This is a genomic window from Psychrobacter sp. SHUES1, assembly GCF_001652315.1.
Taxonomy (GTDB): Bacteria; Pseudomonadota; Gammaproteobacteria; order Pseudomonadales; family Moraxellaceae; genus Psychrobacter; species Psychrobacter faecalis.
Genome location: NZ_LXWA01000084.1, coordinates 1 through 12,603 on the forward strand (window position 1 = coordinate 1; position 12,603 = coordinate 12,603).

Sequence of the window (12,603 nt, forward strand, 5' to 3'; positions counted from 1 at the left end):
GAGCAGCGTAAGTTGCGGTTTATTAAAGACTTTTTAGGGTCAAAGTCACTCAAATAGCATGAATTATGTCCATTAGCGACTACCTTCTACTTTTTAGCATGAATTTTGTCCATTACACCGCAAATCCTAATTAAACCACTCCAACAAATCAGCCATCAGCTAGGAAGTCGTGGTTGGACATCATTTGCCTCGCAAGCAGCATCTATCCTAGCAGATATAGAACGTGACTTAATTGCCCAAACTGGAGTGGTAGAAGAGCAATCACAACAGCAGTGGCAAATTGAGCAGCGTCTCCAAGAATTACACAATGCTATCTACAATACCGAACAAGTTATCTTAAGTAAAATAGGAAGCGCGGCTTCTTTTATACCTGCGGCTGACGTCATTACTCATGATGACATGGATAGCGTGCAAGTAGAAAGTAGCCAAAAAATTAAGACAGACGATAAGGAGCTGCGCGAGCTGCGTATTGCTGTTGAAGACGTTAAGCAAGGCTTTAGTGATTATATTCAGCGCCAAGACCTAGCACTATTACCAGACGCTGCAGATTTTTCTAACATTGGCGAAGCTTTTGACAGTATGAGCCTGTCATCTATCCGCCAGGCAACCGATAACATAGCAGATATATTCGAGCAATTAACCACCCATGATATTGCCGTACTGAGCTGGGATGTCACCGAAGCCTTAGCCGAAGGTTTAACCTCTATCGAATTGCTGCTCGACTATCTTGCGCAGCAGGTCTTTGATCAACCCTTATTGAGCAAAGCTCATGAATATATCGACAAGGCGGCGACACTACTTAGTGGCTATATAGCTGCGCCTGAAACCGTTAATGATACCTTTTTAACGCAAAAGCAAGCGACAAATGATGTACTGCGCTACGATGATAGTGGCGAGATTGCGCCTATTACTGTTGCTAATGAAGACATTGATTTAACCGATAACACAAACCATAGCGATAAAAAAGAAAGTGCCGCTTTATTAAATGCTCGCAGTGAGCTTAAGCACGATAACTTTGATGTTGATGAAGATATTCGTGAGATCTTTATTGAAGAGGTGGAAGAGGTCGTCGCTGATTTAGAGGATTTCTTACCCATTTGGCAGCAAGATGCGCAAGATTTAACGCCATTAACTGAAGTGCGCAGAGGCTTTCATACCTTGAAAGGGTCAGGGCGTATGGTTGGCGCTTTTAGTATCAGTGAGATGGCCTGGTCTATTGAAAACCTACTCAACCGTCTGTTGGACAAAACCCTACCAGTGACCGATGAGGTCGTGGCACTTGTGACAGAAACCACTAAGCATCTACCAGCGATGTTGGCTGATTTTGCAGCACAGAACCCACCAAGTTTTGATCCTGCCATTACTATTTTGCAAAGCAATAACTTAATAAGCCAGCAACCTATCAATACAGGCTTAGAAGTGCTTGATGATAATTTCTCTACAAGTGAGGTTGAAAAAAATAATGCGGTACTAGATGAGGGTACGCAATCGACAGATGAGAGATTCTTAAATATCGAACAAGTTGATACTCTAGACATAAATGACTCTGTTAGTAACTTTGACGAAGTTTTTGAAGTAGAAACAGACTTTTCAGCCTCATTAACGGATTTAGAGATACCAGACGTATTAACCCCATTTATGACAGCGGCGCAGTCGCTACCGACAGATGCTAACGATGCTGATCCTGATATCAAAGAGATATTTATAGAAGAGGCCAATGAAGTTCTAGAAGAAATTGTGCCCTTATATGAGCATTGGCAGCTTACTCCTGATAACTTAAGCCAGTTAACTGATATTCGTCGCGGTTTCCATACTTTAAAAGGCTCGGGTCGTATGGTTGGTGCTAATTATAGCGCTGAGCTAGCCTGGTCGATAGAAAATATGCTCAACCGTATTTTGGATAATACAATTGTAGCGTCTGCAGACATACAGCAGCTTATCGGTGATGTGTTAGGCGCTTATCCAACGCTATTAATTACCTTTGAAAATGACAGTCAAGATTATCCTGCACTTGTACCGTTATGGGTGGCTTGTGCTCAGGCTTTTAGTAAGCAGTTGGGTGATGAATTCAGCTACCGCGCGCTACATAAACAACTATTTTATGGTTCTGAGCAGCAGCAGGACATAAGCACAGCGCAATATTCTGATGTTAAAAATACAGATCAAGAACTTGTTGATGACACTGCTTATGACATTGCCGAAAGTAACAGTAGCATTGATAGTACGCTGCAAACCATTCATTCGGTAAATGAAAAAATGGCCGAAGCGCCCATCGTTTTGACGCCTCAAAGTGAAGAAGAGCAAATCTTTTTCGATATTTTTGTTGAAGAGGCCGAAGAGCTGTTAGAAAGCGTTAAAGATTTTGTTCTTGATCACCAAGACGAGCCTTATGCCGCCGTAAGTGATGAGATTGTTCGCGCTTTTCATACGCTAAGAGCAGCGTCTGGCGCTAGTACTTTGACGGCAATCAGTGAGGTTGGCACGACGATAGAGCAAAGTTTGGAGCTTTTGCAGAAACAAGACACGCCAATGAATGCTCAGCATGTAAAAGCGCTTGCCCAGTCTGTGACGCTGATTGAAGGCTACCTAGCTAATTATAAACGCGATGTGCAGGAGCGAGAAGTTTCGTCAGAAGAGGCGCAAAGTCAGCAAGATATTGCTTCTTTACAAGCCATGCTTGGTGAGCAGTACGCCGTTAGCGATGACGAAGACTCAGCCGATGGTAAACCAACGATAAGTCAATTGTTAGATGACGATATCAATGAGCTACTAGATGCAGAATGGCAGTTAGAAGCCGTCTTTAATAATGCAGAGCAAGAACAGATTCAAAGTTATATCGCAAGGCAAATCTCACAAATAAAACATCTAGCCAGTAAAGCACAAGAGGTACCAAAATTTGCCTTGATTCTTAGCGAATTGGAAAATGCTTATACTTATTTAAGCCATCATCCTGAAAAATCCCGTGATACTGATATCCAGGCCGCTTTACTTGCAGGTCATTGTCAGCTAGTCGGTTTATTTGATGCTTTAGCGGGTAGCACCTCGTTGAAAATTAATCAGCAGGTAGTTGAGCAGCTAAAAGATATTGCTCAAAGTGACGATAGCAATATCAATGTAGAAGCAGGTACTGCAGGGCATACTGATGTTGATAAAGAGGCTGAGGAAGAGGGTAAAGGCACAATGCAAAGTGTTGCTGCGCCTGAGTTTGCGCTTGAAACCATCGTTACCGATATTGAGCTATTAGAAATCTTCTTAGAAGAAGCGCAGGAGCTTGATGATGCGCTCAATGATAGCTTTAGTAAATGGCGTGCTGATATCAGCAATATCAATACCTTAAAGGTTTTACAGCGCCACCTGCATACCATCAAAGGTGGTGCGCGTATGGCAGGCATACGCAGTATTGGCGATTTGACCCATGAGGCGGAGAGCATTTACGAGGCATTCGTTGAAGCAAGACGTACGCCAACGACGCAATGGCTTGAAATTATGCAAGTCGTGCAAGATACGTTGTCATTGCAAGTGGCGCATATTGTCCGCTATCAGCAATCATTTTTTACACCTGAGCTGATTGAGCAGCTGCAGCAGTTTGAAAAAGCAGCAGCGTTACCAAAAGACGTCGAACTTATTGTACCAATGCCGCAACACCAGGCTGCTGCTGAACCGCAAATCAGCGCCAATGAATATACCCATCGTATCGATAAAACGGCAGACTTCTTAAGTTTAGATAGAATTATAAAACAATCTTGGGCGAACGGCTTACCTGACCCAGATATTTTAGAGGTGTTTTTAGAAGAAACAGAGGCGCTGACCAACCGTAATGAATGTCTGCAAGCATTCTTAAGTGATGCCGGTGATACCGTTGCATTGCAAGCCCTACAGCGCGACTTACACACCTTAAAAGGTGGTGCGCGTATGGTAACCGCAAGTGGTATCGCTGACCTTGCCCATGAGATGGAATCCGTTTATACCGACTTTATTGATCGTCGCCGACCTGCTACCAAAAAAGTCTTGGAGCTACTGGTAGCCTGTCACGATTGGCTGGCAGCTGCGGTATTTATTCTCTCGCAACAGGTGAACCCACCAACGCCAGACTTATTAATTGAGGCGCTGCAGCAATTTAGTAAAAACCCCGATAGCTTAAAACACATACCAAAAGAGTCTTTGCAACCGCAGCGTGATGCTATTTTATTGGCGAAAGAAAAGCAAGACTCCACCTATATTCAAAAAGATATCAGTGAGATGCCGCCGATGGTGGCTGATACGACTGAGCAAGAACAGAACGCCAGTAGCAACGAGATGATTCGTATCTCAGGTGGTCTGATTGAGCATATGATTAATCTATCAGGTGAATCAGCGATCAACCGTGCGCGTATCGACATGGGTATGAGTAGCTTGACCACTAGTATTGAAGAGATGGGAACGACGGTACAACGTCTAGCGGATCAGTTGCGCCGGATGGAGATTGAGCTTGAAGCGCAGATTTTATCGCAGATTGATGATGAGTTGGTCAATCATGAAGGCTTTGACCCTCTAGAGATGGACCAATATTCTTCGTTAAACCAGTTATCAAAATCTTTAACCGAGTCGGCCTCGGATTTGGTTGATATTAATCATACCTTACTTGAAAAGATGCGTGACAGCGAAAGTCTATTGCTACAATTATCGCGGACACAAACTGAGCTACAAGACGGCTTGATGAATTCGAGAATGGTACCCTTTACCCGCCTAACGCCAAGGCTAGAGCGTATCGTGCGCCAAACGGCCAATGAGCTAAACAAGTCGGTTGATTTAAAGATTATCAATGCTGATGACGAAATGGATAGAACCATTTTGGAGCGCATTACCTCACCGCTTGAGCATATGTTACGTAACGCCGTCGATCACGGAATTGAAACGGTTGCAACGCGCTTAGAAGCGGGTAAAGAACGTAATGGACAAATTACTTTAGAAGTCCTGCGTGAAGGTAGTGAAATCATTATCCAGTTAACTGATGATGGACGCGGCATTGATGTAGAAGCAGTACGCAATAAAGCCATTTCTCAAGGTTTAATTGACGCCGAAGACAGCAGTTTAAGCGACCTTGATATTATGCAGTATATCTTTAACGCCGGCTTAAGTACCAGTAAGCAAGTGACGCAAATATCAGGTCGCGGTGTCGGTATGGACGTGGTGATTAGTGAGATTCGTCAACTAGGTGGGGCGGTATCGGTAGTATCAGAGCTTGGTAAAGGCTCTCGCTTTACCATGCGGGTGCCGCTCACGGTTGCGGTGTCTGATGCGTTGGTGGTTCGCGCCGCAGACCGCTATTATGCGATACCGTTAGCGCAGATTGAGCGCGTCGTACGTATCAGTCCAGAAAGAATTTATGACTATTATCAATCGGGCGCCGCTACGCTTAACTTTGAAGATAACGATTATCGCGTGCGTTATTTGAATGAAATTTTATCAGGTAATAAGCTCAATGAGTTGGTCGTCAACACTAATACCAGTGTGCCACTGATTATTATCAAAAACCGTAGTGGCCAAAACATGGCGCTACAGGTTGATCAAATCGCAGGGTCACGTATTGAGGTCGTGGTAAAACCTTTAGGGCAGCAGTTCTCAAATCTATCGGGTATCTCAGCGGCAACCATCATGGGTGATGGCTCGGTCATGCTTATTTTGGATCTGATTGCACTGATGCGAAATGCCGCTTTAGGCAGAGAAGTCGCAAAATCTGCTATCAGTGTTCGTAGCAGTACAGAATCTAAAACCACCATTTTAGTTGTCGATGACTCAGTCACGGTACGGAAAGTGACCTCACGTTTCTTAGAGCGTCAAGGTTTCAATGTAATACTTGCCAAAGATGGTATCGATGCGCTTGAGATTTTACAAGAAACCACACCAGACTTGATGTTACTTGATATTGAAATGCCGCGTATGGACGGCTTTGAAGTCGCGTCGCAAGTACGTCATAACCGACGTTTGCAACAGCTGCCTATTATTATGATTACCTCACGTACCGGCGAAAAGCATCGCGAGCGCGCTTTTGAGATTGGGGTCAATGACTACATGGGCAAACCTTTCCAAGAAAACCAGCTTCTTAATAAAATCCAAGGTCTATTGGGTATAGAGGCTAGCTTAGTCAATGAAGGATAATGTACCTGCCTTAATACTAAGGGATAAGCATAAAAACGATATCAGGGTACTGGTGGTGGCAGAAGACCACCATCAGCGCATGGCTTTTTCTGATACCGTGCGTAGTTGTGGTTTGCAGCTGGTTGACTGCGTATCAAGGACGCAATTACAAAATAGGTTGAGCCGCTATACAGCGCCGATTGATATTTGGCTCATAGATGGTGATTACGATGAGCATATGGCAGTAGCGACTACTACCGCTCAACCTGCTACCATTCTAGTCGGATTTAGCCAGGCGCCGTATCTTAATGAAGCTGAGCATTATGCCAAATGGCAGCGCAAACTCAAGCGTAAGCTTGCACAAATGCTGGCGTTGCCGTTATTAAGTAAGGCAATAGATAGCCCTGCTTATAAGAATAAGGCTTATCAAAATGAGACTAACGATTGGCATTATGTGGTATTTTTAGGTGCTTCGATGGGCGGGCCTAGTGCGGTCAAAGAATTTTTAGATCATTTGTCACCAGCCTTGCCTGTGAGTATTTTACTGGCTCATCATTTTAACCAAGCGATGATAGGTACGCTACCACGCATACTCAATCGCCATAATGACTGGCGCTGTCAGCTGATTACCTCATCACAGCGTTTGCGCGGCGGGCAATGCCTTATTGTACCCATTGATAAACAAATTGTTTGCGATTCAACTGGTCGTATTATCTTAATAGATCAAGCGTGGGAGGGCGATTATAAGCCCGCTATCGGTCAAATCCTGAAAAATACCAGTGATGTTTATGGCAGTGAGCTTATCAATATTATTTTCTCTGGGATGGGAAATGATGGTTCGCAGTATTTGGACTTAATCCAAGACAATGACAGTCAATTGTGGGCGCAAGACCCAATCTCAAGCGCTTGTCCAAGTCAGCCGCAAGCTATTATTGATTCAGGTTATTGTCAGTTTGTTGGCAGTCCCAAAGCCTTAGCAGAAAAACTTACCCATTATATTGCTGAAAGGGCGATGCCCGCCTCTTCAGAGTCATTTATTGTGAGCGACATATGAAACAGATTCTAAAGCACTCATTTGAAGCCGTGAGCTTATTGACCACCAACAATGGTATGCTCGACGTAACGATTGTTCCAGCAGCCGAACAACCGGATTGGCTTATCCCTAGTAGTTTGATTTTAAGTGTCGATGAGTATAGTGAACATACATGGACGTATGAGTGGCAACAACAAGAATTCGCTGTGTTCCATCTACTACCGCGCCATCAAACGCCAGAAAAGATGATTGTCTTAGAAGGCAATACCACCGCGCATCGTATCGCGCTACAGACAGCAGGCGAGCTCCGCCAACTACAGGCGCGTATCTCCGACGTCAAAGATATCGACTTGCCTGAGCACTTTATCAAAACCGACAGCAAAACTGATACCGTTCAGCAGCGCGTCCAAGAAGATGTTGTGCTATCCTACCTTTTCCAAGCGGTGATGATTGATGATACGGTTTACATGGTGCCAGATTTGGATAAAATCGCCCATCAATTGGTTGACTTAGATAGCTAATTTGCTCATGGTTACGCTTTTTATCATGGACTCTAGTGTTAGCTTTAAAAAAAGTTATTAGCCTTGAGCTGGCACAAATAGTTATTATGTTTATTTGCCCGTTACCAGCTAGTAGGTTTTTAACACTGTCATTTGATCCGTATCAGCCAGCGCCTATAAGTATCGATGAATAGGAAGCGATAAAATATACTATGAATAATATCCATTCAAATCTGACAAAGTGGTCGGTTGCTAGTCGAATCTTTCATTGGGTTAGCGCCATATTATTACTGATCACTTGGATCATGATACTGTTATATGACAATCTTGATAGTAAGGTCTATATCGGATTACACAAGGCATTTGGGGTCAGTTTGTTGTTTTGGATGATTGCCCGCGTGATCAGCCGTATTTTTACTAAAGCACCGCCAGCGTTGGCAATGCCAAAATGGCAAATGCTGCTTGCACAATTATCCCACTTTGCTTTATATGCGTTATTAATTGCGATGCCTATGGCAGGACTACTGATGTCGGTATATGGCGGCCGAGCAGTTGACGTCTTTGGTTTATTTCAAATCCCTGTCTTTGTCACCCCCGATAGAGGGTTGGCACGGCTTTTTAATGACTGGCATACCGATGTTTTGTGGCCGATGATAATTGTTTTTACTTTGATGCATATTGGCGCCGCGCTATATCATCAATTTATCAAAAAAGACAATATTATGGCGCGTATAAAATAACGACTTAAAAATGGGAAGAGCGCGTATAAAAAAGCCCTAAGTCTAATACTTAGGGCTTTTTTCGTACCAGTATTTATATAATCAAACGCTATACTATAAAGTTATGTCATTTACTTTTTATGTTCAGGTAAACTGATATTCATCTCGAGCACATCGAGGCTATCTTCAGAGCGATGGTTGATATTAACATCATCAATCTGCACACCGTTGACGTACTTATTAACCACTTCTAGTATTTCACGTTTCATTTTTTCGATACGGTCAGTGGTCAGGCGATTATTCAAGCGATTTTCACTTGCAACAATAACTTTTAAGCGCTCAGTTGCCATATTAGCACTGCCAGCACTGCTGCTGTCATCCGTACCAAATAGGCTACTCCAAAATCCTTTTTTCTTACTCATCATTAACCCCCAAACCAGCGCTGTAGTAGACTCTTTTTCTTCACATCAATATGACGTAATGGACGCTCTTCTCCTAAGAAACGGGCGACGATATCGTCATAACATTGACCAGCCACTGAATCGGTATAATGAATCACAGGCTCGCCATGGTTAGACGCTTCCAGCACTGAATGGCTCTCAGGAACCACACCAAGTAACGGCACTTTTAAAATATCGTTAGAGATGGTATCGATATCCATCATCTCATTTGCGGCAGCACGGTCGGCGTTGTAGCGGGTGATGATTAAATGCTCGCGTACCGTGCCCTGATTTTCAATCACTTTTTTGGTTTGGCTTTGCAAGATACCAATGATACGGTCCGAGTCACGTACCGAAGAGATTTCAGGGTTGGTGACGATGATGGCTTCATCTGCATGATACATCGCCAGCTGCGCACCGCGCTCAATACCAGCAGGCGAGTCGCAGATAATATAGTCAAACTGCTTTGACAACTCATCCATGACTTCTGTAACGCCGTCGTCTGTCAACGCATCTTTATCACGCGTTTGACTGGCAGGCAGGATATATAAATTTTCTAGTTGCTTGTCTTTTACCAGCGCTTGTGACAGGCGGGCATTGCCATTGATAACATCGACAAAGTCATAAACAATTCGATTTTCGCAGCCCATAATCAAGTCTAGATTACGTAAGCCTACATCAAAATCGATAACAACTGTCTTATAGCCACGTAATGCTAAACCGGCGGCAAAAGAAGCGCTGGTCGTGGTTTTGCCCACACCGCCTTTACCCGAAGTGATTACAACAATCTTCGCCACAATGGCACACTCCTATGAATTGATGGGATATTTATTAGTTAAAACATTTTAGATGAAACAGTATAGATGTAAAGTAGCACAATTGCTCGGCGTTTACCTAGCGGAGATGTGCTATCTGCGAGCATAAGCCTAGCATAAATATACAAAAACTTATAGCCAGTGCGTATTTAAGCACAAAAGCTGCCTACAGATAATGGTTATATCAGCTAAATAGGGAGCCAAAGCGCCCTCTATTATCTGCGCTCAATATTCGCGCCTATAGTCTAGCGTAAATAGTGGCAGAGCTAACAATCCATCATAGCGCAGTTTTGTTAAGTAAACTTACTATAATATTAATTATGCTATTTAGACGTCAATTTATCATTTATCATCAAATATATTCAAACTGATAATGATGAAATGACACCTTTGAGTCGTCTAAAGAGCAAATAAGACCTAAGCGTTATCCATAACCGTAAAGACTAAACCCTGACCTTCTAAATAACGCACTTCAACCGATTTATCAATCACGTGCTCGGGTAGGTTATCACGTAAGCAATACGTGCCAGCAACTGAGACCAGAGAGGGATTAAAGACTTGGCAAAAAATACGCGCATCTTTATCACCCGTTGCGCCTGCGACCAAACGACCTTGGGCGCGACCATAAACGTGCAGGTTATTGTCAGTAATCGCTTCAGCGCCGCTATTGACACTATTGGTTAAAATCAAATCGCCACCGACATGGTTGAGGCTTTGTCCCGAGCGCAGCATTTGATCATAAATCAAGCTGGTAATATGCTCGGCACTGATAAGCGTCTCTGCCGTCAAGGTGGTTTCAGTCGTTGCATTTACCTCGGTAGTGGCAGCAGCTTGGCTATTTACAGCTGAGCCAGCATTATCGGTAGTAGAGCTGACAGAATCGTTCGCAGGTGACGTTTGTGCGCTATCCTTAGAAGCCGCTACTTGACTTAACTGTGTAGTGGCTTTTTTACTGGGCAAAATACGCTCGATACGCTTGCCGTCCGCTGGAAATATCGCTAAGCGTAGCTGACGTGCTTGCTCATCAAGCAAACCTGTGACCACGCCGATAGGCTGCAAACCCCATGACCAAAGCAGCTCTACTAATGCCGCTAAATCCTGCTCGACTTCACTGTCAATCAATACAGGGATATTGCTATTTTTATTACTCAGTGTACTTTCAAGTTGGCTGGCAATCGCCGCAAAGTCATCGGTGCTAAACTGCAGCCGTGAAAAGGTCAGCATTTTGCCATAAAATGCCAAAGCTGGCGTGTCAGGTGAGTCAAGCGCCTGCTGATTGTTGTCTGAAATCGTCATAATATACATCCTCAAAAATGGTCGTGTTGCGGTGTTCAATGTGCCGTTTTTGCCTCGGCATATAGCATCAAAGTCTAATTATTAAAAGTGCGGCTTTCAAAAATATGCATATCAAAAGTATGATTGTCAAAAAAACTGGTTCTCATTCAAAACACTACAAATTAAGCATGTCTTGATGCTTCCATTGCTGCACTTTTATTTGGGCTTCAAATTCGTCTAAACCATCGGCGATGATGCTTGAGATTAACGTATCAAGGGCGCTGTTGTCGGTATCGATTTGAGCAACGCCGCTGGCGATAGCAACCATTAACGCGTCAATACGTTCGGCGTCAAGCAGGCGCTCATTCAGCGCATATACCACGTTTTCGCCGATATTATGCCCGACATGCTGTAGCTGCGACTCAATTAACGTTCCAGCAATGGGTATCATACGCAGATAGCGGCGTAGCTCAGGCGTATTGGCCAATCCCTCTTTGATGGCATTGCCCATTTCGGTGGCGACAATAGTGCCGCCGCCCGATGACTCGGTCAGTGCCTGAAGTTTTGGCGCCAGCTCTTTACGCAGTAGCGATAGTATCGCCGCTTCAATCTCATTGCGATTGCGGGCAATGGTAGATTCGATAAAGGATTTATGAGTGTTAGGATCGGTCAGCTGCTGGCGAAAAGTCTGAATGGTCGTTAAGATGACGCGGTCAGACAGCTCTTCTAACAGCAAATTAATATAAAAATTAATGCGATTAATCCACGGCTGTGGCAGTACTTGATAACCTAGCTGATATAAGCGGCGCCCGATAATCACGGCGCGAAATAAACGCAGCGCGCGCAACTGCGGAAAACAGCCTAACACTTCATACCAATGCACAAAAGGGAAAAAGAACCAGCGGTAATACACCTTTTCTTTAATAGCAACTGCCCAGCGCAATAGCAACTCGGCAATCAAGAATAGCGTAAAAAAACCGCCCGCTGTCCGTAACGAGTCATGAATATGGTTTTGATACCAGTTTAATGCCTCGCTCATACTCAACCACTGCGCGGCATTACTACTAAAATTACTCATCAAAATAGCGTCAGTACTGATTAAAAATAAATCAATACTGATGGCGATGAGCATCACGATATCATAGGTCAGCTTCAAGCGATTGGGCTGGGGACGATTCGGTCTTGGCGGCGGGCTGCTGGGTAGGTCTGAGGACTGAAGAGGCGCTGGTGTTATCGGCGCACGGGTAGAAGAGGCGGGCACAGTCATACCTTATTTAGTAGTAAATGGCATTGGTAGTGAGTAGTCTTTTGCCAATCACTACCAAATAAGCGGCAAGTTTTAATAGTTATTCACATTATCAATGAATCATGCCAAAAAACAAGCCATCAACCATTATAATTTGGTATTTTAGCCGTTATCTTTTTATATAAAAAACCCCACTCTCAACTTGAAATAAGCAATTCAAACTGAAGAGGCGGATTACCAAGTTTTTTGTTGAGTACAAAGCACAGATTGTGTGACAGGATTTTACGAATCAATCGATGAGACAAATGCCATAAATCTCTTGCTCTCACTCTTTGTATGTTAAATCGTTCTGATAGCTGACCAATGACTGTTTCAACGATACGGCGGGCTTTCATTAGCCGCCTTACCACAGGTTTGGGTCTATCCTCTTTCATGTTGGCTCTGAGTGGCGTTTGTAA

General features: G+C 43.8%; 9 protein-coding genes. 4 read left to right on the forward strand and 5 right to left on the reverse strand.

Annotated features, from left to right (window positions below):
* The first annotated feature begins 105 nt into the window (after positions 1 to 105).
* From A7325_RS11010 to A7325_RS11025, 4 genes are all read left to right on the forward strand, one after another.
* On the forward strand, positions 106 to 6,138 hold the full coding sequence (locus A7325_RS11010; protein ID WP_227515005.1) for an Hpt domain-containing protein: 6,033 nt from the start codon (positions 106 to 108) through the stop codon (positions 6,136 to 6,138).
* On the forward strand, positions 6,128 to 7,171 hold the full coding sequence (locus A7325_RS11015) for a chemotaxis protein CheB (protein ID WP_068408116.1): 1,044 nt from the start codon (positions 6,128 to 6,130) through the stop codon (positions 7,169 to 7,171). Before A7325_RS11010 ends, A7325_RS11015 begins: the two co-directional genes overlap by 11 nt.
* On the forward strand, positions 7,168 to 7,671 hold the full coding sequence (locus A7325_RS11020; protein ID WP_068408117.1) for a hypothetical protein: 504 nt from the start codon (positions 7,168 to 7,170) through the stop codon (positions 7,669 to 7,671). Before A7325_RS11015 ends, A7325_RS11020 begins: the two co-directional genes overlap by 4 nt.
* 191 nt (positions 7,672 to 7,862) lie before the next feature.
* Complete coding sequence (locus A7325_RS11025; protein WP_068408118.1) at positions 7,863 to 8,390, forward strand: cytochrome b; 528 nt, start codon at positions 7,863 to 7,865, stop codon at positions 8,388 to 8,390.
* A 110-nt stretch (positions 8,391 to 8,500) separates the two neighbouring features.
* Here the strand turns inward: A7325_RS11025 and minE are convergent, their stop codons facing one another.
* The 5 genes from minE to A7325_RS13565 form a co-directional block, all read right to left on the reverse strand.
* Positions 8,501 to 8,791: a cell division topological specificity factor MinE gene (minE, locus tag A7325_RS11030; RefSeq protein WP_068408119.1), complete on the reverse strand. Its 291-nt coding sequence runs from the start codon at positions 8,789 to 8,791 to the stop codon at positions 8,501 to 8,503.
* Between the two features lie 2 nt (positions 8,792 to 8,793).
* Positions 8,794 to 9,606, reverse strand: coding sequence for a septum site-determining protein MinD (gene minD, locus A7325_RS11035; protein ID WP_068408121.1), 813 nt, complete (start codon positions 9,604 to 9,606; stop codon positions 8,794 to 8,796).
* Positions 9,607 to 10,041: 435 nt separating this feature from the next.
* Entirely contained in the window at positions 10,042 to 10,920 is an 879-nt protein-coding gene (gene minC, locus A7325_RS11040) for a septum site-determining protein MinC (protein ID WP_068408123.1), read from the reverse strand.
* Positions 10,921 to 11,074: 154 nt separating this feature from the next.
* Positions 11,075 to 12,166: a hypothetical protein gene (locus A7325_RS11045; RefSeq protein ID WP_207161658.1), complete on the reverse strand. Its 1,092-nt coding sequence runs from the start codon at positions 12,164 to 12,166 to the stop codon at positions 11,075 to 11,077.
* A gap of 176 nt (positions 12,167 to 12,342) precedes the next feature.
* Positions 12,343 to 12,603: transposase (locus A7325_RS13565; protein WP_156508545.1), on the reverse strand; the 261-nt coding region annotated here is incomplete at its 5' end.

Coding starts and splice junctions, on each gene's coding strand:
- A7325_RS11015 (WP_068408116.1), top strand. CDS start 6,128: ATGAAGGATAATGTACCTGCCTTAATACTAAGGGATAAGCATAAAAAC.
- A7325_RS11020 (WP_068408117.1), top strand. CDS start 7,168: ATGAAACAGATTCTAAAGCACTCATTTGAAGCCGTGAGCTTATTGACC.
- A7325_RS11025 (WP_068408118.1), top strand. CDS start 7,863: ATGAATAATATCCATTCAAATCTGACAAAGTGGTCGGTTGCTAGTCGA.
- minE (WP_068408119.1), bottom strand. CDS start 8,791: ATGAGTAAGAAAAAAGGATTTTGGAGTAGCCTATTTGGTACGGATGAC.
- minC (WP_068408123.1), bottom strand. CDS start 10,920: ATGACGATTTCAGACAACAATCAGCAGGCGCTTGACTCACCTGACACG.
- A7325_RS11045 (WP_207161658.1), bottom strand. CDS start 12,166: ATGACTGTGCCCGCCTCTTCTACCCGTGCGCCGATAACACCAGCGCCT.